The organism is Streptomyces sp. NBC_01454, from assembly GCF_036227565.1.
Classification (GTDB): Bacteria; Actinomycetota; Actinomycetes; order Streptomycetales; family Streptomycetaceae; genus Streptomyces.
Genome location: NZ_CP109460.1, coordinates 2,129,404 through 2,153,444 on the forward strand (window position 1 = coordinate 2,129,404; position 24,041 = coordinate 2,153,444).

Here is a 24,041-nt window from a genome sequence, read left to right on the forward strand (position 1 = left end):
GGCCCGCGGAGAGCGCCGGCTCAGCGCAGCCGCGCCACGCGCCAGATCGCCAGCGCCGCCGGGACGGCGACCACGAGGGCGTAAACCAGCACCACACGCCAGTCGGCGCGGCGGCCGGAGCCGGGCGCCGGGAGGCCGGGCCAGGCGTGGTCGACGCGGCGGGCGGCCATCATGCCCCAGCCGGCGGCGCAGCAGCACAGCAGCAGGCCGAGCATCGCGATCACCGCGCCGCCGTCGCCGCCGAACTCGAAGGCGAGGGGGAAGGCGAACATCAGCGAGCCGAGGGTGGCGAGGGCGACGATCGGTGCCAGCTGCCACAGCCGCAGCCGGCGCGGCGGGCGCAGCTCCCGGAAGGACTCGCCGCCCTCGCCGGGCCGCTCGCCCTCGGCGTCGAAGCCCTCGGGGTCGTCCAGAGTCACGGGGTCGGCGAGCGGGGCACCGGTGGGACCGGACAGGGCGTCACGGGCGTCGGGACCGTCATCGGTCAGCGGCGCCGATTCCGCGCCGTTGTCCGGTTGCTGCGCTCTGTTGCGAGGGCCGGCCTCCATTGCCACGCGCCCTCCCCACTGCGAACTGCACGCCTCGATCGAAGGTCGATGATGACACGCCCTCAGAGGCCCGGATGACGGCCGGAGCGTCCCGATGCCATGACGTGATCAGGCTGTGACCGGTCGTTCGAGCAACGTCAGGGCCCGCTCGGGAAGTTCCGCGCGGCGGTCGGCGGCCCCGCTCAGCCAGTGGACCCGGGGGTCCCGGCGGAACCACGAGTCCTGGCGTCGCGCGAAGCGTTTGGTGGCGCGCACCGTCTCGTCGCGCGCCTCCTGCCCGGTGCACTCCCCCGCGAGCTGGGCGAGCACCTGCTGATAGCCCAGCGCCCGGGACGCCGTACGTCCCTCGCGCAGCCCCTCGCCCTCCAGCCGGCGCACCTCGTCGACCAGGCCGGCCTCCCACATGCGGTCGACCCGCCGGGCGATCCGCTCGTCGAGCTCGGGGCGCTCGACATCCACGCCGATCTGCAGGGTGTCGTAGAACGCCTCGTGGCCGGGGAGGTTGGCGGTGAACGGGCGGCCGGTGATCTCGATGACCTCCAGGGCGCGCACGATACGGCGGCCGTTGCTCGCCAGGATCGCGCGGCCGGCCTCGGGATCGGCGGCGGCCAGCCGGGCGTGCAGGGCACCGCTGCCGTCGGCGGCCAGTTCGGCCTCCAGGCGGGCGCGAACCTCCGGGTCGGTGCCGGGGAAGTCGAGGGCGTCGATGGCGCCGCGTACGTACAGGCCGGAGCCGCCGACCAGGACCGGGGTGCGGCCCTCGGCGAGCAGCCGGTCGATCTCGGCACGGGCCAGCCGCTGGTACTCGGCGACGCTGGCGGCGCGGGTCACGTCCCAGATGTCCAGGAGGCGGTGCGGGACGCCCTGGCGCTCCTCGGGGGTGAGTTTGGCGGTGCCGATGTCCATGCCGCGGTAGAGCTGCATGGAGTCGGCGTTGATGACCTCGCCGCCCAGGTGCTGTGCGAGCGCGACGCCCAGATCGGACTTTCCGGCCGCGGTGGGGCCGACGACGGCGATGACCCGCGGAGCGGGGACGGCGGTGTTCACCCCGTCAGTCTCGCAAACATCAGGCCCCCCTCTCGAACGAGCGACGTGACGGGCAACCAATGGGTTCGTTGCCTGTTGCGAGGTCCCGGGAGCCGGTGCACACCGGCGCCCGCGGGCGGCGCAACGGTCCGCCCCGGGCGGCACGGGACGTCGCCACATGAAGAGCGTAGGAGCAGTTATGGGCGTGTTTTCGCGGTTTCGCCGCCGTAAGTCCGCAGCGTTGACGGAGGAGAGTGCCGCTACGTCCGTGCCGGCCGGGGCACCGGAGCCGGCGGAGCCGGCCGCTTCGGCGGTCGCCGAGGACACCCGGGACGTCGCGGGGTCCGGGGAGGTCGCGGGGTCCGGGGACGCCACGAAGCCCGGGGACGCCACGGAATCCGAGGACGCCACGCGCGCCGGGGACGAAGCCGGGCCCACAGCTGAGGGCGCGGCCCCGGCGGACGGAGAGGTTCCGGCGGCGCCGGAAGGGTCCGAGGGCCCGGAGGAGGAGCCGGCGGGCACCGACGGGCCGCGCGGGGAGAAGGCCGGTGAGAGCGCCGGCATTCCCCGGCAGCAGTCGGCACAGGCCGCGGCGGACCGCGAGTCCGGCGAGAGCGCCCGGCACTGAGACCGGGCCCGCGCGGACCGTCCCGGTCCGCCGGACCTGCGGACACGGCACGACGGCCGCGCGGCAGATCGCCCCGCGGCCGTCGCCGTACCTTCCCGGGGTGCCGCGCTACGACCAGGTCGCCACGAAGTAGCCCACGCCGTACGGGGACTCCTCGCGCAGCAGGCGGCCGCGCAGCTCCGCGCCCCCGGCCGCGCCCGCCGCGATCTGCCAGACGGCCCGCCCGGACACCTGGAGGCCGGCGGCCGGCTCCTCGCCGAGGGCGGTCAGCGCGGCGAGGTCGGCGGTGCCCAGGGCGGCGGCCACCCCCGCGTCGAAGCCCTCGGCCCGCTCGTCGAAGTAGCCGGGCGCCTTCACCGTCCGGCAGGCGCTGCCGTCACCCATCACCAGCAGCGCCACCCGGGGCGCGGCGGCGGCGATCTCCCGGCCCGTCTGCGCACACCGCTCGGGCGGCAGCGGCTGCGCCACCCCCCGTGCCTCCACCGGGGCGTCGGCCCAGTCCGTACGGGACAGCAGCCAGGCGCCGACGGACAGCGACGGCGGGAGCCGCCGTCCCGGCACGGCCTCGGCCGCGCCCAGGGATACCTCGACGTCCGCCCCGAAGCCGCGGAACGAGCCGAGGGCGCCCTCGGGGTGCGGGCCCTGCCCGGCCTCGTCGGCGGGGCCCAGGACGACCAGCCGGTCCGGGCGGGCCGCGGCGAGCACACCGACCGCGTCCACGCAGGCGGCGCGCAGCGCGTCCAGCTCGGACGCGGCGCCGGCCGCCACCTCCGGGACGAGCAGCGGCGGACAGGGGCAGAAGGCTGCGGCTACGAGCATGCACGCAGCGTAACGCCCCCGGTGCGGAACCGTTTCCGGTGCCCTGCCGGGGGCGGTGCGTGGCCCGGCGCGCCCCTGTGGCGGGTGGCTCGGGAGCGCCGGGTCAGTCGCAGCCGCAGCCGGCGGTGGGCGCCGGGGCCGGCGCCGGGGCGCCGATGGTGGGCAGGCCCAGGAGCACGCCCGTGGGCTTCTCCGCCGGGGCCCCGTTGTTGACGTTGCGCTTCTCCCAGGCGTCACCGGCGCGGGTGCGGCGCACCGCCCGGGCCGGTCCCTCCGCCAGGAGGTGGTGCGGGGCGGCGTAGGTCACCTCGACCGTCACCACGTCGCCGGGCCGGACCGGCTCCTGGGGACGGGTGAAGTGCACCAGGCGGTTGTCGGGGGCCCGGCCGGAGAGCCGGTGGGTGGCGTCGTCCTTGCGGCCCTCGCCCTCGGCGACCAGCACCTCGAGCGTGCGGCCGACCTGCTTCTTGTTCTCCGCCCAGGAGATCTCCTCCTGGAGGGCGACCAGACGCTCGTAGCGCTCCTGGACGACGGCCTTGGGGATCTGGCCCTCCATGTCGGCCGCGGGGGTACCGGGGCGCTTGGAGTACTGGAAGGTGAATGCCTGGGCGAAGCGGGACTCGCGGACCGTGTGGAGGGTCTGCGCGAAGTCCTCCTCGGTCTCGCCGGGGAAGCCGACGATGATGTCGGTGGAAATGGCGGCGTCCGGCATCGCGGCGCGCACCTTCTCGATGATGCCGAGGAAGCGCTCCTGCCGGTACGAGCGGCGCATCGCCTTGAGCACGGTGTCCGAACCGGACTGCAGCGGCATGTGGAGCTGCGGCATGACGTTCGGCGTCTCGGCCATGGCGGCGATGACGTCGTCGGTGAAGTCGCGGGGGTGCGGGGAGGTGAAGCGGACCCGCTCCAGGCCCTCGATCTTCCCGCAGGCACGCAGCAGCTTGCTGAAGGCCTCGCGGTCGCCGATGTCGGAACCGTAGGCATTGACGTTCTGGCCGAGCAGGGTGATCTCGCTGACGCCCTCGGCGACCAGCGCCTCGACCTCGGCGAGGATGTCGCCGGGCCGGCGGTCCTTCTCCTTGCCGCGCAGCGCGGGCACGATGCAGAAGGTGCAGGTGTTGTTGCAGCCCACGGAGATGGAGACCCAGGCCGCGTACGCGCTCTCCCGCCGGGTGGGCAGCGTCGAGGGAAACGCCTCCAGCGACTCGGCGATCTCGACCTGCGCCTCCTCCTGGATGCGGGCGCGCTCCAGCAGGACCGGCAGCTTGCCGATGTTGTGCGTGCCGAAGACGACGTCGACCCAGGGGGCTTTCTTGACGATGGTGTCCCGGTCCTTCTGCGCGAGACAGCCGCCCACGGCGATCTGCATCCCGGGCCGTGCGGCCTTCTTCGGGGCGAGCTGACCGAGGTTGCCGTAGAGCCGGTTGTCGGCGTTCTCGCGCACCGCGCAGGTGTTGAAGACCACGACGTCGGCGCCCTCGTCGTCCTTGGCGGCGGGCACGTAACCGGCCTCCTCCAGCAGGCCGGACAGCCGCTCGGAGTCGTGGACGTTCATCTGGCACCCGTAGGTGCGGATCTCGTAGCTTCTGTTGACGCCCACTGCCTGGCTCCGGTCGCTGCTGGTCATCCCTCAAGGGTAGGCGGTGCCCGGCCTTGCTCCGGACGCCGGACGGCCGGGATGGCCGGGATGGCCGGGCGGGGGGAGGACGGTGCACGAGGCGGCAGACGGCCGCCGGTCAGGGCCGTGCGCGCCTCACAGGGCCAGCACGATGGCGGCGCCGATGCCGCCCGCCCCCAAGGCGAAGGCCGCGCAGCGCAGACCGCCGCCCCGCCAGCGGAAGGGGCGGTCGAGCGCGAAGCGGCCGGGTCCGGTCGCCGCGACGGCCAGCGCGACCATGGCGATGGTCACGGGGTACTCGATGCCGCCGCTGATCGCCCAGAGCCCTTGGGGGGCGCCGATGACCATGGCGTTGATCATCACCCCGATGAGTGCGGCAGCTGCCAGGGGCGTGAACAGCCCGGTCGCGAAGCCGAGGCCGCCGGCGAACTCCGAGACGCCGGCGAGGCCGGCGAAGAAGTCGCCGGGGTGGTAGCCGAGCGCCGCGAAGGCCTTGCCGGTGCCGGAGATCCCGTGGCCGCCGAAGAGGCCGAAGAGCTTCTGGGCGCCGTGGCCGGCCATGATCAGCCCCACGGTGAGACGGAGAGCGAGCAGGCCGAGGTCGGCGCCGGGCGAGGGTGGACGGTGGGTGTCGGGCCGGGCTCGGATATCCGGCCGCAGCTCGGTGAGCGATTTCATGAGGGTGTCGCTTCCCGCACCGGCGCGCCAAAGGGCCGCGGTGTCGGACACCGGCGCCGGTGCGCTCATGGTGGGGGATTCTCATGGACTGCGCGCCGTGGGGCGCGCGGTGGGGACGTGCCAGGTCCCCGCTGCGTGGAACGATGGAACCGCGGACCGGTCGGACGGGAGAGGGGGCTGCCGTCCACCCCCACAGCTCTACAGCCGATCCTGCTACGCACGGGGACATCTGCAAGTGGGGAGCGGATGCCCCGTTCCGCCACGGGGCTCCGGGCCGCGGGGCGAGCGGCCCGCAGGCCGGATCCGGTCCGCGCACGGGTACCTGCCGCGGCCCCGGCCCAGCCCCGCCCCTCCCTTTCCCGCCGGAGTGCTGGCAGGATCCCGCCCATGGTCACCGCACTCCCCCGCATCGGCCGCCGGTCCCTCCAGGCGGCGCTCGCGGCACTGGTCACCCTCGGGCTGCTGCTGTGGTGGCTGCTGCCGATGGGCGGCGCCCCCTCCCCCGGCGGACGGGTGACGCTTGCGACGGGCGTGCCGACCGGGGTGTACGCGCGCTACGGCGAGCTGCTGAAGCAGGATCTGGCCCATGACCTGCCGGACGTGGATCTGCGGCTGCTCCGCAGCGAGGGCTCGATCGACAATCTGCGGCAGCTGGTCGCCGGGCGGGCCGGGTTCACCATCGCGACGGCCGACGCGGTCGCCGCGTACCAGGTCAGGGGAGAGCCGGGCGCGGACCGGCTGCGGGCCTGTGCCCGGCTGTACGACGACTACATGCAGCTGGTGGTGCCGAAGAAGTCGGCGGTGCGCTCGACGAAGGACCTGCGGCGGCTGCGGGTGGGGGTCGGCACGGACAGCTCCGGCGTGCAGCTGATCACCCGGCGGCTGCTGGAGGCGGCCGGTCTGGACTTCGACCGGGACATCGTGCCGGTACGAGTCGGCATCGACCGGATGCCCAAGATGCTTCAGGAGGGCAAGCTGGACGCCTTCTTCTGGTCCGGCGGGCTGCCGACGGCGGCCGTGCAGCATCTGGCGCAGCGCTTCCCGGTGCGGCTGGTCCAGCTCGGCGATCTGAGCCAGGCGCTGCACCGGCAGGGCGAGCGCACCCGTTACTACCGTGCCGCGGTGATGCCCTCCGACGCCTATCCGAGGGCCCAGAACGGGGAGGCGGTGAAGACGATCGCGGTGGCGAACCTGCTGGTGACCACGGACCGCGAGGACGCCGCGCTGACCGAGGGATTCACCCGCACCGTCATCGACAGCCGGGACTGGATCGGCCGCCAGGTGCATGCCGCGCAGAAGGTGGATCTGCGGACGGCGGTCTTCACCGATCCGCTGGAGCTGCACGAGGGTGCCCGGCACTATTACGTGTCGCAGAAGCCCTGAGCCCTGAGCCCTGAAACACAGAGCGGCGGCCGCCCGGCGGGGCCGGCAGGGCCCGCGGCGGCCGCCCCCCTGCACGCACGCCGGGGCCCGCACCGGTCAGTCCGGTGCGGGCCCCGGTCGCGGGACGCGCGGTGCGTCAGGCGGCGACGATGTTCTCCGCCTGCGGGCCCTTCGGGCCCTGGGTCACGTCGAAGGTGACCTTCTGGCCCTCGAGGAGCTCACGGAAGCCCTGCGCGGCGATGTTCGAGTAGTGGGCGAAGACGTCGGGGCCGCCGCCGTCCTGCTCGATGAAGCCGAAGCCCTTTTCCGAGTTGAACCACTTGACGGTGCCGGAAGCCATGTTTTTCTCCGTTCATGGGGCAAACCGGAGACCGCACTGTGCGGCCTCCTTGTCGCCGAGATGATCGCCCCACCCGGAACAGGTCCGGAAAACAAGGAACGCCCGGAGCTATCAGCTTCCGGGCGCGCACAAAGTTCATCATGGGTACCACAACTGCAACGCGTCCCACGCTAGCACACGCGCGAGGGGGCGCCCCGCGTCAGGCGTGGTGCCCGGTCACGGGGCGCTGCGCGGCACCGTGACGGTGACCTTCAGGCCGTGCGGCTCGTGCGGGGCGTAGGCGATGGTGGCGCCGCCCGCGGCCAGCAGGGCGCGGGTGATCGACAGGCCGAGCCCGGAGCCGGAGACGTTCTGGTGGCGGCCGCTGCGCCAGAAGCGGTCACCGATCCGGTCCAGCTCGTCATCGCTCAGGCCCGGGCCGCGGTCGGCGACGGTGATCTGGACGCAGTCGCCGTCCGGTGCGACGCGGACGGTGACCGGCCGGCCCTCCGGGGTGAACTTCAGGGCGTTGTCGACGACGGCGTCCAGGGCGCTGGACAGGGCGACCGGGTCGGCCCAGCCGGTGACGGCGGCCAGCCCCTCGTAGCTGAGGCGGACACCCTTGGTGTCGGCCAGCGGGCGCCAGGAGTCGACACGTTCGGCGGCCAGCGCCGCGACATCGGTGAGCTGGAGATCGGCGTCGGTGTGTTCGGCGAGCGCGAGGCCGAGCAGATCGTCCAGGACGCGGGCCAGCCGCCTGCCCTCGGTGCGGACCGCGGCGATCTCCGCGTTGCCGTCGGGGAGTTCGAGGGCCAGCAGCTCGATGCGCAGCAGCAGCGCGGACAGCGGGTTGCGCAGCTGGTGGGAGGCGTCGGCGACGAAGGCGCGCTGCTGTTCCAGAACGTCCTCGACATGGTCGGCCATCTCGTTGAACGAGCGGGCCAGACGGCGCAGTTCGGGCGGTCCGGCGGTGGCGGCGACGCGGGCGTTCATCCGCCCGGTGGCGATGTCGTGGCTGGCGATGTCCAGGATCCGCACCGGCCGCAGCACCCAGCCGGTGAGGCGGAAGGCCGCGCCGACGGCGACGAGCATGGCCGCGCACTCGCCGGCCGCGATCAGCAGCCAGCTGCGCAGGATCCGCGAACGCATCTGCCCGGTGGGCGAGTCGGTCACGACGACGGCGACGACATCGCCGTCGCGGATCACCGGGGAGGCGACCGGGATGCGGCCGGCGTCGTCCCAGGGCCAGATCTGGTGCGGGTCGTGGCTGCGGCGGCCGGCCAGCGCCTCGCTGAACGCCTGGGCGGCCTCACCGTCATGCGGTACCGACAGCCCGGCGGGGGCGGCGGCCATCGTGGTGTGATCGCGGTAGAAGACCCCCGCACGGATGCCGTAGAGGCTGTAGTAGCGGGCGAGTTCGGTGCCGAGGGTGGCGCGCCGCTCGTCCTCCTCGGGGGTCTTGTTCCGGTCGTCCGCGGCGGGGCGGGCGGTAACGAACTGGGCGAGGGAGGCGAAGCGGGCGGCGTCGTCGATCCGGTCGACGACCACCCGCTGCTGTTCCACGCCGGCGGTGCTGACGCCGAGCGGGAAGCCGAGCGCGAGCAGCACGGCGGCCATCAGGGCGATCAGCAGCGGCAGGAGTCGGGTGCGCACGTGCTCGCGGCGGCCTTCAGGAGGCCGGGGAGGCGGGTGGCCGCAGCGGCCCCGCGGCCGGGACCACCAGACGGTAGCCGACGCCGCGCACCGTCTCGATCAGCGCGGGCATCCGCAGCTTGGCGCGGAGCGAGGCGATGTGCACCTCCAGGGTCCGGCCGGTGCCCTCCCAGCTCGTGCGCCACACCTCGCTGATGATCTGCTCCCGGCGGAAGACCACACCGGGACGCTGCGCCAGCAGGGCCAGCAGGTCGAATTCCTTGCGGGTGAGCGGGACCGCGGAGCCGTCCACGGACACCTGACGGGTGGGGAGTTCGACGGTGACCGCGCCCAGATGCAGCGCCTCGCCGTCCGCGCCCTCGTCGGCCGGCGCTTCCGCGCCGCCCGGCGCGGTGCGCCGGCTCACCGCATGGATACGGGCCAGCAGCTCACCGGTGTCGTACGGCTTGACGACATAGTCGTCCGCGCCGAGGTTGAGGCCGTGGATGCGCGAGCGCACATCGGCCCGTGCGGTGACCATGATGACGGGGAGGCTGCAGATCTTGCGGATCCGGCCGCACACCTCGAAACCGTCCTGGTCGGGCAGCCCGAGGTCGAGCAGCACCACCGCGAAGGGTTCCGCGCGGTCGGGCAGCAGGGCCTTGAGCGCCTCCTCGCCGTTGCGTGCGTGCACGACGGCCACCCCGTGCTTGGCGAGCACCGCGGACAGGGCCGCGGCGACATGATCATCGTCCTCGACGAGCAGCAGTCTCATGCGGGCCTCCTTCCGGGTGCGTGCGTACAGGCCACAGGGCATCTACGGCGATGGGGGGTGCGCGCGTCAAGAGGCGGCCACCTCCGCGCCGCCATCCGTTACCCAGCCGGTACGCCCGCGGCATATCGTCACGATGCGGCCACCCGGCGTGTGGATCACACACGGTGTCCGTTCGCGGCCGGATCGTTATGCTCAAGTTCCCCTCAGAAGTAATGACGCTGGTCGCAGGGCATTACTAGGGTCCTCCCCAATCGAGGAGGACGGAGCAAACCGCCGATGAGCGAAGTATCGGTGACCAAGAACGCCGGGGGTCCCGCCCCCGCGGCGGACCGGCTGGTCGTGCTGGACAACGTGAACAAGCACTTCGGCGCGCTGCACGTGCTCCAGGACATCGACCTGACGATCAACCGCGGTGAGGTCGTCGTCGTGATCGGGCCCTCGGGCTCCGGCAAGTCGACGCTGTGCCGCACGATCAACCGCCTGGAGACCGTCGACTCCGGCAGCATCACGATCGACGGGAAGCCCCTGCCGCAGGAGGGCCGGGAGCTGGCCAGGCTGCGCGCCGATGTGGGCATGGTCTTCCAGTCGTTCAACCTCTTCGCGCACAAGACGGTGCTCGAGAACGTGATGCTGGGGCAGACCAAGGTCCGCCGGACCGACAAGGCGAAGGCCGCGGAGAAGGCCCGCGCGCTGCTCGACCGGGTCGGCGTCGGCACCCAGGCGGACAAGTACCCGGCGCAGCTCTCCGGCGGTCAGCAGCAGCGCGTGGCGATCGCCCGCGCGCTGGCGATGGACCCGAAGGTGATGCTGTTCGACGAGCCGACCTCCGCGCTGGACCCGGAGATGATCAATGAGGTGCTGGACGTCATGCAGCAGCTCGCCCGGGACGGCATGACGATGGTCGTGGTCACCCATGAGATGGGGTTCGCGCGCTCCGCGGCGAACCGGGTCGTCTTCATGGCGGACGGCCGCATCGTCGAAGAGGCCGAGCCGAACCAGTTCTTCAACAACCCGCGCAGCGAACGCGCCAAGGACTTCCTGTCGAAGATCCTCCATCACTGAGGCCGCAGTTGGGCCACCCCCATTGCCACCACTTGTTGAACCAAAGGATGTTCACCATGAGGATTCGTAAGACTGCTGCGGCCGGTGCCATGGTGCTCGCGCTGGCGGCGACGGCGACCGCCTGCGGCGGCGAGTCGGGCTCGGCGGGCGACAAGCCGGCCGGCGGCGACGTGTTCAGCAAGGACTACAAGGTCGCGGCCACCCCGAAGATCGACTCTCCGGTGCTGAAGAAGGCCCAGGCGGCCAAGAAGATCGTCATCGGTGTCAAGGCCGACCAGCCGTTCCTCGGCTTCAAGGACCCCGGCACCGGCAAGTACTCCGGTTTCGACATCGAGATCGCCAAGATGGTCGCCGCCGACCTGGGTTTCTCCACGAAGCAGATCCAGTTCAAGACGATCGACTCCAACGTCCGTGAGACCACCATCTCCAACGGCGATGTCGATTACTACGTCGGTACGTACACCATCAACGACGAGCGCAAGAAGCAGGTCGGCTTCGCGGGCCCGTACTACACGGCCGGTGCGGACCTCCTGGTGCGCAAGGACGACAAGAGCATCACCGGGCCGGACTCCCTCAAGGGCAAGAAGGTCTGCTCCATCACCGGCTCCACCCCGCTCCAGGAGATCAAGAAGCCGAAGTACGGCGCCAAGACCACCGAGCTGGGCAAGTACTCGGACTGTGTGAAGGTCCTGCTGGACGGCGGCGTCGACGCGGTCACCACCGACGACGCGATCCTCAAGGGCTACGCCGCCCAGCGCGCCGAGAAGCTCCGGGTCGTCGGCAAGACCTTCACCAAGGAGCCCTACGGCATCGGCATGAAGAAGGGCGACAAGGCCCTGCGTGACGCGATCACCAAGGCCCTGGAGGACCACATCAAGAACGGCGACTACAAGAACGCGTACGAGGGCACGCTCGGCAAGTCGGGCTCCAAGTACGTCGCCCCGGAGACCCCGCTGCCCCGGTACTGAGGCACTCCGCACCTCCCTTCCGACTGCGCCGCCCCGTACGCCCGCCGCGGCGGGTGTGCGGGGCGCGGTGTCGTCACCCGCTTCCCGGCCTCCGGGCCGTCCCCCGCCGCCGACCTGATGACCGCAACCGCGGAGACCCCATGAACGTACTCCTCGATTATCTGCCCGAGTTCCGCGACGGATTCCTCGGCACCCTGGCGATCACCGCGTCCAGCGGGCTGCTCGCCCTGGTGCTCGGCGTGCTCATAGCCGGCTTCCGGGTCTCGCCGATTCCGCCGCTGCGCGCCTTCGGCACGGGCTGGGTGACGGTCCTGCGCAACACCCCGCTGACGCTGCTGTTCCTCGTCGCGTTCTTCGTCATACCCCAGATCCTCTTCCAGGGCGCAAGCCCGTTCGTGCTGGCCACGCTGGCACTGGGCTTCTACACCTCCTCCTTCGTGTGCGAGGCGGTGCGCTCCGGCATCAACACCGTGCCGCTGGGCCAGGCGGAAGCCGCCCGCAGCATCGGTATGACCTTCACCCAGACGCTGCGCCTGATCGTGCTCCCCCAGGCCACCCGCACCGTGCTCGCCCCGCTGAGCAGCATCCTGATCGCGCTGACGAAGAACTCCGCGATCGCCGGCGCCTTCAGCTTCTCGGAGCTGTTCAGCGTCTCCAAGCTGCTCAACGACAAGGGCTACACGGTCGCCTGGATCTTCCTGTGGACCGCACTGGGCTACCTCGTCATCACCTTCTCCATCAGCGGTCTCTTCCGGCTGCTGGAGCGCCGGATGGGAGTCGCCCGATGAGCGGCGCGCGCGGCACAGGGCACGGCACGACGTGGGCGCCGCACAGCGGCGGTGCGGAACGAAGCGAGGTAACGGCATGAGCGGCGCCAGCGTTCTCTACGACGTCCCCGGGCGGAAGGCCAAGGCGCGCAACCGCGTCTACACCGTCCTGGGCTCCCTCGCGCTGCTCGGGCTGCTCGCGTTCGCCTTCCTGCGGCTGAACAGCCAGGGGCAGCTCGAACCCGAGGTGTGGAACATCTTCAACAATGCCGGTGTGCGCACCGGCATCCGCGACGGTGTCCTGACGACCCTCCAGGTCTTCGCGGTGGCGGCGGTGCTGTCGCTGGCGCTGGGCGCGCTGCTCGCGGTGGCGCGGCTCTCGGTGCACAAGCCGGTCAGCTGGCTGGCGACGTCCTTCATCGAGCTGTTCCGCGCCGTCCCGCTGCTGATCACGATCTACGCGGTGTGGGTGACCCTGCTCGCCAACCGGGACAGCCTCGGGCTCGCCGGCAGCGAGCCGCAGTTCTGGGCGCTGGTCATCGGGCTGACCGTCTACAACGGTGCGGTGCAGGCCGAGGTGCTGCGGGCCGGCATCAACTCCGTGCCGGCGGGGCAGCGCGAAGCCGCCTACGCGCTGGGCATGAGCAAGACGCAGGTCATGATGACGGTGCTGATCCCGCAGGCCGTGCGGGCGATGCTGCCGACGATCATCAGCCAGCTCGTGGTGACCCTGAAGGACACCTCCCTCGGCTACATCATCACCTTCGAGGAACTGCTCTTCACCGCCCGGCAGATGAGCACCAACATCATCGTCAACGGCAACGACACCTATGTCCCGGTCATCATCGTCACCGGCAGCATCTACGTCGGGATGTGCCTGGCGCTGTCCTCCCTCGCCAACTGGATCGAGCGGCGCGGCCGCCGTACCAGGACCGGTATCGCGGTGGCCTCGGCCGGTGAGCCGGTGACGGCCGCCGATGCGATGGAGGTGGCCGGCGCGGTCCCCGGCGGGCCGGCGGCCAAGCAGGACTGAGGTCCGCCGGCACGGCCGGGTGCCGCGGCCGGGATGCGTCCCTTCGGAGGCGGTGGCGCCGGCGCCACCGCCTCCGTCACTTGACGCGAGCGGCCGCAGTGGGTTGCATACGCTGTGTGATCGCGCACCGGGCTCCAACTGCCAGTTCCCGCCTGTCCCGTACATACCAGCGGCCGCGGGGAGCTGCGCCGTGGACCCGGTGATCGTCGTCGGGGCCGGCCCGGTCGGCCTCTCCGTCGCACTCGCCCTCGCCCGCCTCGGCGTCCCCTGCGTCGTCCTCGACGAGACCACCGGCCAGGAGGACACCCGGCCCGCCCGCACCGCCGTGCTCCGCCAGGACACCGCCGCGTTCGTCGGGCGGCTCGGCTGCGCCGAAGCCCTGGAGACCGCCGGCACCCGCTGGACCGCCTGGCGCACCATGCGCCGCCGCCGTCTGCTGGAACGCGTCGCCTTCACCCCGCCGGCCCCGCACGGCCCGGCCGCCCCCGCGTCCCCGCTGCATCTCCCCCAACACGCCCTCACCCGCGCACTGCGCGCCGCGCTCGCCCACGAGAAGCTCGCCGAGGTCGTCACCGGCAGCCGGCTCGCCGCCCTCGAACAGGACGAGCACGGCGTCAGCGCCCAGACCCGCGGCCCCAACGGCACCTGGTGGCGCGGCAGTTACCTCATCGGCTGCGACGGGCCGCGCTCGACCGTCCGCAAGCTGCTCGGCATCCGCTTCCCGGGCCGGACGGCCGTCGAGCGGCACGCGGTGGCCGCGCTGCGCTGCGAACTCCCCTGGCCCGGCGAGGCCCTGCTGCACCGCTCCCCGCCCCGGCACGGCGGCGGACCGGGCAACGAGGTCTCGGCCCGTCCGCTGACCGACCACGTCTGGCGGCTGGACTGGCTGCTGCCCCCGGGGCGGGAACTGGTCACCCCCGACGCCCTGGTCGCCCGGATCCGCGACTCCCTGGCCGGCTGGACCGCCGACGCCCCGGCGGACACCGCCGACGAGACCGGCGACGGGAGCGGCGGACCGCCCGCACGGGGCCGCGGCCACAGCCCGCAGGTCCCGCCCTACGAACTCCTCGACACCGGGGTGCACACCGTCCACCACCGGCTGGCCCGGTGCTGGCGGGAGGGCCGCGCCTTCCTCGCCGGGGACGCCGCACATCTGCTGGGCGCGCTCGGCACCCAGGGCCTCGACGAAGGCCTGCGGGACGCCGAGAACCTCGCCTGGAAACTGGGCCTGGCCTGGCACCACGGCGCCTCCGAGCTGCTGCTCGACAGCTACCAGGCCGAGCGGCGGGGCGCGGTCGCGGCCCGGCTGCGCGCCGCGGACCAGGCGCTGCCGCTGCTCCGCGACGGCGGCGCCGCCCGCTGGCGGACCGTCCTGCCCGGCGCGGTGCGCGGCCGCAGCACCCTGCTGACCGACGGCCACCTGGGCCGCGGACCGCTGGGCGCACCGCCGGTCTACGCCCGCACCCCGCTGGCACCGCCCGCCGAGCACACCGTCGGGCCGCCCGTCGAGACCCTGCCCGGCGCACCGGTCGCGGAGGTGACGGTGACCGCGTCCGACGGCTCGGTGGTCCGGCTGCGCGACCGGCTCGGCCGCGGCCTGCTGGTGGTGCTGGTGGCGCCCGGCACCGGCGTCTGGGACCGGCGGCACTGGCAGTCGGCGGGCCTGATGCCCCGGTTGGCCGAAGCGGTCGAGGCGCTGCCGATGGACGCCGAGATCCTGGTCACCGAGGCCTACCCGGGCGCGGCCGCACACACCGTGCTGCTGGTCCGGCCGGACGGCCATCTGGTCACCACCCTGTCCGGTGTCCGCCCGGCCGACATGGCCGCCTGCGCGGACGCGGTACGCGGCGGAGCGCACGGCCAGGAGGCCGCTGCGGCCCGCTCCCGGCGGTCCGACGGCACCGGGAACTCCACCGCCCCCGGTGACAACGGAGCCGGGGAGGGAGAGAATTCCGCGGTTGACCCTGTGGGAACCTCCATGCTTCACTCCGAGAATGACTGACCACAGCTCGCGATTCTGGCGGAGGGTCCATCTCGACCTGGTCCGCTATGCGGGCTGCATGTGTCGTCCCTCCTGTTGATCCGCTTCTTCTCCCCCGCGCGACCGCCCGCCCCTGTCCGGCGGCCGCGCCTCTTCGCGATCACTCAGGACGGTCTCCGTGCCCGACGTACGTCTCCCCGCGCGCCCGCACACCCCCGGCCATGACGGCGGGCCCAGCGCGGCCGAACTCCTCGACTTCGTCCGCCGCAGCGCCGCGGACCCCGAACTCATCGCCGCGCTCCCGCTCGACCCCGAAGGCCGTACCTGGATCCGGCTGAACGGGCCGGGCGGCAGCGAGGCATGGCTGATCGGCTGGCCGCCCGGCACCGGTACCGGCTGGCACGACCACGGCGGCTCGCACGGCGCCTTCGCGGCAGCCTCCGGCGAGCTGACGGAACAGTCGCTCGCCGCCCCGCTGCCCACCGAGGGCTGGAAGACGCTGGAACTGGCCGACGACGTGGACCGGGAGCGCAGGCTCGGCGGCGGCCACGGCCGGGCGTTCGGCCCGCACCATGTGCACCAGGTGCTCAACACCTCCCACGACACCCATGCGGTGTCGGTGCACGCCTACTACCCGCCGCTGCCGCTGATGCGCCGCTACAGCCGCACCGGGGCGGTACTGCGGGTCGAAGCGGTCGAGCAGCCCGAGGAGTGGACATGAGCGCGGTCGACGAGCTGCTGGCGCAGGCCCGGCGGGAACTCGGGCACCGGGTCGGGCCCCGGGAGGCCGCCGCCGTCCAGGAGGCCGGCGGACTGCTGGTGGACATCCGCTACGCGGAGCTGCGGGAGCGCGACGGCACCATTCCCGGCGCGCTGATCGTCGAGCGCAACGAACTGGAATGGCGGCTCGACCCGACGGGCGAACACCGCGCCCCCGAGGCCACACACCATGATCTGCCGGTCGTGGTCATCTGCAACGAGGGCTACGCATCGAGCCTCGCCGCCCTCTCCCTGCGCCACTTGGGACTCCCCCACGCAACCGACCTGACAGGCGGCTTCCAGGCATGGCGGGAGGCGGGATTGGCGGTGGGGGGTTGAGGCCGGGGCGGGGGGGCCAGGTGCTGCGGGGGCTGAGATTGGGCGGGGGTGCTGAGATCGGGGTGGGGGTCTCGGGGCGGGGGCGCTGAAGCCGGGGCGGGGGATCTCGGGCCGGGTGCCTCGGGCCGGGTGCCTCGGGCCGGGGGGCTGATCTCCGGTGGGGGCCTCCCCCGCCCCCGCCCCTCCCCCACCCACCCCGCAATTCCGGTCGCGATGCACGCCGTGCCGCACGCCATGCCGCACGCCATACCGCGCCTGCACGGCTGCCGCTCTGCGCCGCGCACGTCGCCTCCCCCTATGCGCTGCGCCCGTAGCCCAGCCGGCTGTCGGCACACCGGCAGCTACACGCACTCGGGCCCCTTCGGTCCAAGCCCCTCGCGTGCCCCGTCAGCGGAACAGCCCTGGCGACGTGCGCCGTGGACCCGGGTGCCGCCTTCGGGGTGCGTCCGTTCCCGGCCCCGGCACGGGCCTCCCCCGGCACTGTGCCTGGAGACGTACTCCACTACAGCGGCGGCCCCCCAGCTACCACTGAGGCTTCCTCTGCCCGGCTACGGCTCGCGCTGACGCGGGCGCGGGCGTCGGCACTGATGCGGGCGTGCCACTGCCGCTGCCACCGCCACTGCCGCTGTCGAAGCTTCGCGGCTCCGCTCGTCCGCTACAGCGGGGCAGCGGGCTGCCCCGCCCTCTTGCCGTGGTCGCGCGTCCTCACCCGTCCGGGAGACAGTGCTCGTCCAGAAGTTCCGGGTCCTCACCTTCCTCTTCCAGGGCCTGCTTGACGACGCGAAAGGCGAGGCCCTCCCCATAGCCCTTGCGGGCGAGCATTCCGGCCAGACGGCGCAGCCGTTTTTCGCGGTCCAGGCCCCTGGTGGCCCGCAGCTTGCGGTCGACCAACTCACGGGCGGTGGACTCTTCCTGTGCGGAGTCGAGGCGGCCGACGGCCTCCTCGATGAGAGTGGAGTCCACCCCCTTGGTGCGGAGTTCGCGGGCCAGGGCGCGGCGGGCCAGGCCCCGCCCGTGGTGGCGGGAGTCCACCCAGGCATCGGCGAAGGCCGCATCGTCGATCAGCCCGACATCCTCGAACCGGGACAGCACCTCTTCCGCGGCCTCCTCGGGGATGCCCCGCTGGTGCAGGGCGTCCCCGAGCTGCTTGCGGGTCCGCGAACTCCCGGTGAGCAGGCGCAGGCAGATGGCCCGCGCCTGCTCCTCGGGCGTACGCGGTGGTCCCGACTCGGCCCTCGACGAGGAGGGACCACCGCTGTCCTCACGGCCACGACGGCCCCTGCGGCCGCTACGGGTCTCGGCGTCGCCGGCACCACCGCGGGGGGCGTCCCCGCTGTCCGGCCATTCCGTTCGCCGTGTCATGGCGGGCTAGCTCTTGGCCGCGGCGGCCTTGGAACCCTTGACGGCCTTGACCGCCGGCGCCGGAGCAGCGACGGCCGGTTCGCCCGCCGCCACCGAGGCGTCCGCACCCGGGTCCGCCGCCGGTTCCTGCGGCTTCACGCCGATGCCGAGCTTTTCCTTGATCTTCTTTTCGATCTCGTCGGCGAGGTCCGGGTTGTCCTTGAGGAAGTTGCGGGCGTTCTCCTTGCCCTGGCCGAGCTGGTCGCCTTCGTAGGTGTACCAAGCGCCGGACTTGCGGATGAAGCCGTGCTCCACGCCCATGTCGATCAGGCCGCCCTCACGGCTGATGCCCTGGCCGTAGAGGATGTCGAACTCGGCCTGCTTGAAGGGCGGGGAGACCTTGTTCTTGACGACCTTGACGCGGGTGCGGTTGCCGACCGCGTCCGTGCCGTCCTTGAGGGTTTCGATGCGGCGGATGTCGAGGCGCACCGAGGCGTAGAACTTCAGCGCACGGCCACCGGTCGTGGTCTCCGGCGAGCCGAACATCACGCCGATCTTCTCGCGGAGCTGGTTGATGAAGATCGCGGTGGTCTTGGACTGGTTGAGCGCGCTGGTGATCTTCCGCAGCGCCTGGCTCATCAGCCGGGCCTGGAGGCCGACGTGGGAGTCGCCCATCTCGCCCTCGATCTCGGCCCGCGGCACCAGGGCGGCGACGGAGTCGATCACAATGAGGTCGAGCGCGCCGGAGCGGATCAGCATGTCCGTGATCTCCAGGGCCTGCTCGCCGTTGTCCGGCTGGGACAGGATCAGGGAGTCGGTGTCCACGCCGAGCTTCTTGGCGTACTCGGGGTCGAGGGCATGCTCGGCGTCGATGAACGCGACGGAGCCGCCGGCCTTCTGAGCGTTCGCGACGGCGTGCAGAGTCAGGGTCGTCTTACCGGAGGACTCCGGTCCGTAGACCTCGATGACGCGGCCGCGGGGGAGGCCGCCGACGCCGAGGGCGACGTCGAGGGCGGTGGAGCCGGTGGGGATGACCTCGATGGGCTCGTTCGGCCGCTCCCCCATGCGCATCACGGCGCCCTTGCCGAATTGTCGTTCAATCTGTGCGAGTGCGGCGTCCAGCGCCTTCTCGCGGTCGGTGCCTGCCATGGGTTCCACCCGATTAGCTTGAGTCGATCGCTTCACGTCCATGACGCTAACGCCTGCCACTGACAATGCGCCCGGACCCGGCTCCGGCCTGTGGATAACTCCGCGGAACACCCGTGGACACAGGCCTGACCTCCAATGAGAATGGATGTTCGATTTTGGTGTCAAGCGACACCCCGCACCGGGCCGTCGCCACCGCTGCCCCGTGCCACCGCAGGCCGAGCAGCGTCATGGAAGTGCGAGGGGGCCCGGTGTGCGGACGAGCCGTCAGCGGACGCCCTGCCCCTCGCCCTGAGCTTCGTCCGTTTCCCGGTCCTCCAAGGGGGACGACGGCTGGTCGGCACGCAGCGTCCGCCGGACCCGGGCCAGGGCCCTGGCCCCGCGCCCGCGCCTGCCGAGGACCCGCAGGTCGTCGGTGACCTCGTACCGCTTGACGTACGCGCCGAGGAAGGCCTGCAGCGTCGCCGTCGCCGGGATCGCGATCAGTGCGCCCACCGCCCCCATCAGGGCCGTGCCGGCAACGACCGATCCGAAGGCGACGGCGGGATGGATGTCCACCGTCTTGGCGGTGATCCGCGGCTGGAGGAGATAGTTCTCGAACTGCTGGTAGATCACGACGAAACCGAAGACCCACAGCGCGTACCAGGGATTGACGGTGAACGCGATCAGGATGGGCAGCGCGCCCGCGAGATACGTGCCGATGGTCGGTATGAACTGGGAGACCAGCCCCACCCACATGCCCAGCGCCGGGGCGTAGGGCACACCGAGGATCTCCAGCAGGACGTAGTGCGCGACGCCGGAGATCAGCGCCATCAGCCCGCGGGAGTAGAGGTAGCCACCGGTCTTGGCGACCGCGATCTCCCAGGCGCGCAGCACCTCCGCCTGGCGATGCGGCGGCAGTACGGAGCACAGCGCACGGCGCAGCCGGGGGCCGTCGGCGGCGAAGTAGAACGAGAACAGGGCCACGGTCAGCAGGTTGAAGAGGCTGCCCAGCACCGTCGCGGAGACGGCCAGGACGTTGTTGGCACTGTCCTGGACGTACTTCTGCAGCCAGTCGGACTTGAGCAGATTGTTCTGCACCTCGACCCGGGACAGATGGGTGTGCAGGGTGCTGTTGGTCCAGCTGATGAGGGAGTCCAGGTACTGCGGGAACTCCTCCACCATGGTCGTGATCTGCCCGGCGAGCATGGAGCCCAGGAGCGCGAAGAATCCGGCAGCGGCCCCGAGGATGCTCAGGAAAACGAGGCCGGTGGCCAGCCCGCGCCGCATGCCCCGGGCCGCCATCCAGTCGACGGCCGGTTCGACGGCCAGCGCGAGGAAGAAGGCGATCAGCACATTCAGCAGCAGGGTGATCAGCTGGTGGAATCCCCAGGTGGCGAGCTGGAAGCAGGCCACCAGGGCGAGCGCGAGCACCATGGCACGCGGCAGCCAGGGCGGCATCCGCGCATCGGGCCGGCCCTCGGGGCGGGGGACGTCGTTGCTGATCTCATCTGGCTCAGGCACGGAGCCCAGTGTTGCGCACTGCGGTGACATCCCCGGCCCTGACCCGTGCGATCCGGCCGTGAAAGGCGACCGTCGGCCCCCTTTTTTCCCAGGTCAAGGCCATGGAATCGGCTGCCCGGCACCGCCGCTCAGCGCTTCTCGGGCGGCACATCCATCACCGAGCAGACCACCCGCCACACCTCTTTGGCGCTCCACCCCGCGTCCAGCGCCTCATGCACGGTCCGGCCGCCGAGCCCGGACATCACATGATCACGCGCGAAGGAGTCGGCGTAGCCCGCACCGAAGTGGTCCGCCATCCGCTCCCAGAAGATCGTCAACCGCATGTATTCCGCTCCGTACCCGCTCTGACCTGCATTTTCCATCCCCTCGCGGCCCGTACGAGCGTACCGAGTCCCGCGGGAGCCCCGTGTCTCCCTGCACCAAGCATCCATGGCGGCGCGGCCCCGGGCGTCACCGGTGGGCAGGACGTCCCCGTATCCGCCCGCCTCGAAGCCCGCTCCCCGGGACGGGACCGAGGCCAACCGTCCCCTGGGCGTCGACCCGCTCCCACAAGGACGGCGAAGGGCGTCAACCGCATGCCTTCCGAATCCGCCCTGGGAGGGCACCCGTGCGCGAGCAGGTACCCACAGGGGCTTTCCGCCTTACGGTCAGCCCATGGCCGACAACGCAAGCCCACCTTCGACACCCCTGGCGCGCGCCGAACGCTTCATCTGGCTGACCGCCCGGGTGCTCGAGCAACGGCTCTTCGAGTACCACTTCCTCGGCGGCGGTCCCGACCCGGTCGAGACCGCGCTCGCCGCGTACCGCAACGACGACGACGGGTTCGGTCACGCCCTGGAGCCCGATCTCCGTGGCCCGGTCAGCCAGCCGCTGCACACCGCGCACGCCCTGAAGGTGCTCGATCTGATCGGTCGCTGCGACGGCCGCCAGGTCGAGCGGATCTGCCGCTATCTGACGAAGATCTCCACCCCCGAGGGTGCGCTGCCGGCGCTGCACCCCTCACAGCGCGGCTATCCGGCCGCGCCCTGGATCCCGGTGGTCGACGATCCGCCGAGCGCACTGCTGGCCACCGGCCCCGTGGTGGGTGTGCTGCACCGCAACGAGGTGTGGCACGCCTGGCTGTTCCGGGCCACGGACTACTGCTGGGCGGCCGTGGAGTCGCTGGAGGAGACCCATCCGTACGAGGTCGAGGCGGCGGTGGCCTTCCTGGACGGCGCCCCGGACCGGCCGCGGGCCGCCGCCGCGGCGCGGCGCCTCGGCCGGCTCGTGCGGGACCAGCAGCTGGTCCTGCTCGACCCGGAGCGAGCCGCCGAGGTCCCGGTGGCGCCGGGGTACGCCCCCGGGGAACACCACTTGGCGTACGACTTCGCCGCCGCCCCCGGCTCGCTGGCCCGCAGCTGGTTCACCGACGAGGAGGTGGACCGGGCGCTGGACCACCTCGCCGCGCTCCAGGAGAAGGACGGCGGCTGGCCGGTCAACTGGCGGGTGTGGGCCCCCGGGACGGCGCTGGAGAGCCGCCCGATGGTGACGCTCAGGGCACTGCTGACCCTCCGGGCGTACGGCCGCCCCGTGGGCTGAGCGCTCAGCCTCCCAGGGCCCGTACTCCGGCGGTGACCACCACGGCGACCCCGACGACCAGGAGGAACGGCGCCCGCAGGACGAGTGCGAGGGCCGCGGCGGCCACTCCCGCGGCCCTGGCATCGAGCATCGGGTACCGGCCGTCGCTGAAGGTCTGCTGGGCGGTGAGCGCGGCCAGCAGGGCCACCGGCAGCAGGGCGGCCAGCCGTTTGACGAGCGGACGCTCCAGTACGCCGGCGGGCGCCGACAGACCAAGGTACTTGACCAGGTAGCAGCCGACGGCGGTGACGGCGATCGCGATCCAGACGTTCATGCCCGGTCCTCCCCTGTGGTGCGGTGGATGTCCGTGGCCCCGTCTGGGAGAGACGGCGGCGTCCCGGTACCGTCCGGGCCGGTACCGGGGCGCTCCGCTCCGACCACGTCCCTCGTGCGCCCCCGCCACCCCTGTCCCAGGAGGACGGCGGGTGCGGCGAGCGCCGAGACGAGCACCGGTACGCCGGTGGGCAGCAGCGGCAGCGTCACCATGACCAGCACCACGGCGAGGCCGGCCGCGACCCGCTCGACGGCGGTCTTGAGCATCGGCGCGAGCAGTGCCAGGAAGACCGCGGGGCCGGCCGCGTCCAGTCCCCAGGCGTCGGTGTCGCCGAGTGCTCCGGCCCCGAGGGCGCCGAGGAGGGTGGTGAGGTTCCACAGGACGTACAGCGTCAGCCCGGTGACCGTGAAGCCCAGCCGGGCGCTGCGCCGGTCGGGCTGGGCCAGGGTGACGGCGGAGGTCTCGTCGATGACCCAGTGGGCGGCGAAGGGTCTGACCGCTGCCCGGTAGCCGAGGACGGTGGACAGCCGCAGCCCGTAGAAGGCGTTGCGCGCGCCCAGGAAGAAGGCGCCGGCCGCGGCGGTGAGCGGGTTGCCGCCCGCCGCGAGCGCGCCGACCAGGGCGAACTGCGACGCCCCGGTGAACACCAGCAGGCTGAGCGCGCAGGTCTGCAGCAGGCCGAGCCCGGCGCCGGCCGAGGTCACGCCGAAGGCGAATCCGGAAAGGCCGACGGCGACGCCGACGCCGAGCGCGTCCCGGATGACGGCGGAGTCGGGTTTCACGGGCGCGGCCGGCGGCCGTGCTGCCCGCCCCGGGGTGCGTATCTCTGTCTGTTCTGCCACGCCCCGGACCTTAGGAGCCGCAGCCCTCGGCGGTCTTGTACGTTCTTGCGCCCGGGGTGAGCCGCCCGTCACCGGCGGCCCCCGCACCGCCCGGCTGTGCCGCGCGCTCCCTGCGGTAGGCGCCCGGGGGCACGCCGACGATGCGGGTGAAGTGCCGGTTGAGGTGGGGCTGATCGGTGAAACCGACGGCGGCGGCCGCGTCGGCGGGGGCACTGCCCGCTTCCAGGAGCCGGCGGGCCCGGCGCACCCGGGCGTCGGTGAGCCAGGTGTGCGGCGGCATCCCGTAGGCGCTGCGGAAGGCCCGCAGCAGCGCGAACGGGCTGGTGCCGAGCTCCTCGGCCAGCCGCTCCAGGGAGGGCGGGCCGGCCATCCGCTCCTCCAGGACGGTTCGGGCGCGGGCGGCGGTGCGGGCACCGGCGCTTCGGGGAGTGCGCGCGGGGAGCGGGCCTCCGTAGCGGCGCAACAGCCGGGCGACGAGGAGCCGCAGCAGGCTGGCGGCGGCGAGCGCGTTGCCGGCCTCGGCGGCCCGGTGGATCCCGGTGATCAGGTGGCCGAGGTGCGGGTCCTCGGCGACCGTCTCGTCGAATCCCGGGGTGCCGCGCAGTCCCGTGGTCTCCTCGGCGATCTCGGCGACGATCTCGGAGGAGGGGTAGAGCGTGGCGTAGGTCCAGCCCTCGGGTGCGCCGGCCCGCGCGGTGTGCGCGACCTCTGGGTTGATCATGATGATGCCGCCGCGGCCGGCCCGGACAGTGCCCTGCTGGAGCCCCACCTCCTCGACCCCGGAGGTGACCGCGCAGAGGACATACCCCTCGTGGGCATGGCGGGGGAAGGAGTGCCGGACGTAGCGGGCGCGCAGCAGATCCACCCCGGGCAGCCCGGCGTGGCGCCAGTGACGCGCCCATTCCTCGCGCGCCCGCGGCGTGACGCCCACGCCGGGGCCACCGCCGGCCGCGCCGTCCCCGCCGGCCATGACCATGCGGGCC

Annotated in this window: 26 protein-coding genes; 11 read left to right on the plus strand and 15 right to left on the minus strand. The window is 72.5% G+C overall.

Annotated elements, in window-relative coordinates:
- Window positions 1-20: 20 nt before the first annotated feature.
- Entirely contained in the window at window positions 21-548 is a 528-nt protein-coding gene (locus tag OIU81_RS09190; RefSeq protein ID WP_329154985.1) for a hypothetical protein, read from the minus strand.
- Between the two features lie 108 nt (window positions 549-656).
- A complete protein-coding gene (miaA, locus tag OIU81_RS09195) occupies window positions 657-1,595 on the minus strand; it encodes a tRNA (adenosine(37)-N6)-dimethylallyltransferase MiaA (RefSeq protein WP_329145702.1) in 939 nt (312 codons plus the stop codon).
- A 220-nt stretch (window positions 1,596-1,815) separates the two neighbouring features.
- Here miaA and OIU81_RS09200 point away from each other — a divergent pair, with 220 nt between their 5' ends.
- Window positions 1,816-2,202, plus strand: a complete 387-nt coding sequence (locus tag OIU81_RS09200) for a hypothetical protein (RefSeq protein WP_329145705.1) — start codon at window positions 1,816-1,818, stop codon at window positions 2,200-2,202.
- Between the two features lie 108 nt (window positions 2,203-2,310).
- Here OIU81_RS09200 and OIU81_RS09205 read toward each other — a convergent pair whose 3' ends face one another.
- From OIU81_RS09205 to OIU81_RS09215, 3 genes are all read right to left on the minus strand, one after another.
- On the minus strand, window positions 2,311-3,021 hold the full coding sequence (locus OIU81_RS09205; protein ID WP_329145706.1) for a class III extradiol dioxygenase subunit B-like domain-containing protein: 711 nt from the start codon (window positions 3,019-3,021) through the stop codon (window positions 2,311-2,313).
- A 103-nt stretch (window positions 3,022-3,124) separates the two neighbouring features.
- Window positions 3,125-4,648, minus strand: coding sequence for a tRNA (N6-isopentenyl adenosine(37)-C2)-methylthiotransferase MiaB (miaB, locus tag OIU81_RS09210; protein WP_329145708.1), 1,524 nt, complete (start codon window positions 4,646-4,648; stop codon window positions 3,125-3,127).
- A 126-nt stretch (window positions 4,649-4,774) separates the two neighbouring features.
- Window positions 4,775-5,317, minus strand: coding sequence for a DoxX family protein (locus OIU81_RS09215; protein WP_329154987.1), 543 nt, complete (start codon window positions 5,315-5,317; stop codon window positions 4,775-4,777).
- Between the two features lie 387 nt (window positions 5,318-5,704).
- Here OIU81_RS09215 and OIU81_RS09220 point away from each other — a divergent pair, with 387 nt between their 5' ends.
- Window positions 5,705-6,700, plus strand: coding sequence for a TAXI family TRAP transporter solute-binding subunit (locus OIU81_RS09220; RefSeq protein ID WP_329145710.1), 996 nt, complete (start codon window positions 5,705-5,707; stop codon window positions 6,698-6,700).
- A 136-nt stretch (window positions 6,701-6,836) separates the two neighbouring features.
- Here OIU81_RS09220 and OIU81_RS09225 read toward each other — a convergent pair whose 3' ends face one another.
- From OIU81_RS09225 to OIU81_RS09235, 3 genes are all read right to left on the minus strand, one after another.
- Window positions 6,837-7,040 carry a cold-shock protein gene (locus OIU81_RS09225; RefSeq protein WP_006602702.1) on the minus strand — a complete coding sequence of 68 codons (204 nt, stop codon included), beginning with the start codon at window positions 7,038-7,040 and terminating at the stop codon, window positions 6,837-6,839.
- Window positions 7,041-7,256: 216 nt separating this feature from the next.
- A complete protein-coding gene (locus OIU81_RS09230) occupies window positions 7,257-8,672 on the minus strand; it encodes a sensor histidine kinase (RefSeq protein ID WP_329145712.1) in 1,416 nt (471 codons plus the stop codon).
- A gap of 16 nt (window positions 8,673-8,688) precedes the next feature.
- A complete protein-coding gene (locus OIU81_RS09235; protein WP_329145714.1) occupies window positions 8,689-9,426 on the minus strand; it encodes a response regulator transcription factor in 738 nt (245 codons plus the stop codon).
- Between the two features lie 276 nt (window positions 9,427-9,702).
- On the opposite strand from OIU81_RS09235, the gene OIU81_RS09240 reads away from it, so the two are divergent.
- The 8 genes from OIU81_RS09240 (at window position 9,703) to OIU81_RS09275 (ending at window position 16,335) form a co-directional block, all read left to right on the plus strand.
- Window positions 9,703-10,488, plus strand: a complete 786-nt coding sequence (locus OIU81_RS09240) for an amino acid ABC transporter ATP-binding protein (protein WP_329145716.1) — start codon at window positions 9,703-9,705, stop codon at window positions 10,486-10,488.
- A 56-nt stretch (window positions 10,489-10,544) separates the two neighbouring features.
- A complete protein-coding gene (locus OIU81_RS09245) occupies window positions 10,545-11,456 on the plus strand; it encodes a glutamate ABC transporter substrate-binding protein (protein ID WP_329145718.1) in 912 nt (303 codons plus the stop codon).
- 140 nt (window positions 11,457-11,596) lie between these two features.
- On the plus strand, window positions 11,597-12,244 hold the full coding sequence (locus OIU81_RS09250) for an amino acid ABC transporter permease (protein WP_329145720.1): 648 nt from the start codon (window positions 11,597-11,599) through the stop codon (window positions 12,242-12,244).
- 76 nt (window positions 12,245-12,320) lie between these two features.
- Complete coding sequence (locus tag OIU81_RS09255; RefSeq protein WP_329145723.1) at window positions 12,321-13,256, plus strand: amino acid ABC transporter permease; 936 nt, start codon at window positions 12,321-12,323, stop codon at window positions 13,254-13,256.
- A gap of 190 nt (window positions 13,257-13,446) precedes the next feature.
- Window positions 13,447-15,258, plus strand: coding sequence for an FAD-dependent monooxygenase (locus tag OIU81_RS09260; protein ID WP_329145725.1), 1,812 nt, complete (start codon window positions 13,447-13,449; stop codon window positions 15,256-15,258).
- Window positions 15,251-15,337, plus strand: coding sequence for a putative leader peptide (locus tag OIU81_RS09265; protein ID WP_311044721.1), 87 nt, complete (start codon window positions 15,251-15,253; stop codon window positions 15,335-15,337). The genes OIU81_RS09260 and OIU81_RS09265 overlap by 8 nt, the downstream gene beginning before the upstream one ends.
- 78 nt (window positions 15,338-15,415) lie before the next feature.
- Window positions 15,416-15,958 carry a cysteine dioxygenase gene (locus OIU81_RS09270; RefSeq protein ID WP_329145727.1) on the plus strand — a complete coding sequence of 181 codons (543 nt, stop codon included), beginning with the start codon at window positions 15,416-15,418 and terminating at the stop codon, window positions 15,956-15,958.
- Window positions 15,955-16,335, plus strand: a complete 381-nt coding sequence (locus tag OIU81_RS09275) for a rhodanese-like domain-containing protein (RefSeq protein ID WP_329145729.1) — start codon at window positions 15,955-15,957, stop codon at window positions 16,333-16,335. Before OIU81_RS09270 ends, OIU81_RS09275 begins: the two co-directional genes overlap by 4 nt.
- 705 nt (window positions 16,336-17,040) lie before the next feature.
- On the opposite strand, the gene recX is transcribed toward OIU81_RS09275, so the two are convergent.
- The 4 genes from recX to OIU81_RS09295 all read right to left on the minus strand — a co-directional run bounded on the left by recX (window position 17,041) and on the right by OIU81_RS09295 (window position 20,648).
- Window positions 17,041-17,697 (minus strand): recombination regulator RecX, encoded by a 657-nt coding sequence (gene recX, locus OIU81_RS09280; RefSeq protein ID WP_329145731.1) that lies wholly within the window; start codon window positions 17,695-17,697, stop codon window positions 17,041-17,043.
- Window positions 17,698-17,703: 6 nt separating this feature from the next.
- On the minus strand, window positions 17,704-18,825 hold the full coding sequence (recA, locus tag OIU81_RS09285; protein WP_329145733.1) for a recombinase RecA: 1,122 nt from the start codon (window positions 18,823-18,825) through the stop codon (window positions 17,704-17,706).
- A gap of 264 nt (window positions 18,826-19,089) precedes the next feature.
- Complete coding sequence (locus tag OIU81_RS09290; protein WP_329145735.1) at window positions 19,090-20,355, minus strand: AI-2E family transporter; 1,266 nt, start codon at window positions 20,353-20,355, stop codon at window positions 19,090-19,092.
- A gap of 98 nt (window positions 20,356-20,453) precedes the next feature.
- Window positions 20,454-20,648, minus strand: coding sequence for a DUF3046 domain-containing protein (locus tag OIU81_RS09295; RefSeq protein WP_329145737.1), 195 nt, complete (start codon window positions 20,646-20,648; stop codon window positions 20,454-20,456).
- A gap of 331 nt (window positions 20,649-20,979) precedes the next feature.
- On the opposite strand from OIU81_RS09295, the gene OIU81_RS09300 reads away from it, so the two are divergent.
- Window positions 20,980-21,903, plus strand: a complete 924-nt coding sequence (locus tag OIU81_RS09300) for a hypothetical protein (RefSeq protein WP_329145739.1) — start codon at window positions 20,980-20,982, stop codon at window positions 21,901-21,903.
- 4 nt (window positions 21,904-21,907) lie between these two features.
- On the opposite strand, the gene OIU81_RS09305 is transcribed toward OIU81_RS09300, so the two are convergent.
- From OIU81_RS09305 to OIU81_RS09315, 3 genes are read right to left on the minus strand one after another with little or no spacing between them, the layout of a single operon-like run.
- Window positions 21,908-22,216: an AzlD domain-containing protein gene (locus OIU81_RS09305; RefSeq protein ID WP_329145741.1), complete on the minus strand. Its 309-nt coding sequence runs from the start codon at window positions 22,214-22,216 to the stop codon at window positions 21,908-21,910.
- Window positions 22,213-23,058 (minus strand): AzlC family ABC transporter permease, encoded by an 846-nt coding sequence (locus OIU81_RS09310; RefSeq protein WP_443073953.1) that lies wholly within the window; start codon window positions 23,056-23,058, stop codon window positions 22,213-22,215. The genes OIU81_RS09305 and OIU81_RS09310 overlap by 4 nt, the downstream gene beginning before the upstream one ends.
- A gap of 10 nt (window positions 23,059-23,068) precedes the next feature.
- On the minus strand, window positions 23,069-24,028 hold the full coding sequence (locus OIU81_RS09315; RefSeq protein WP_443074129.1) for an AraC family ligand binding domain-containing protein: 960 nt from the start codon (window positions 24,026-24,028) through the stop codon (window positions 23,069-23,071).
- Window positions 24,029-24,041 lie beyond the last annotated feature (13 nt).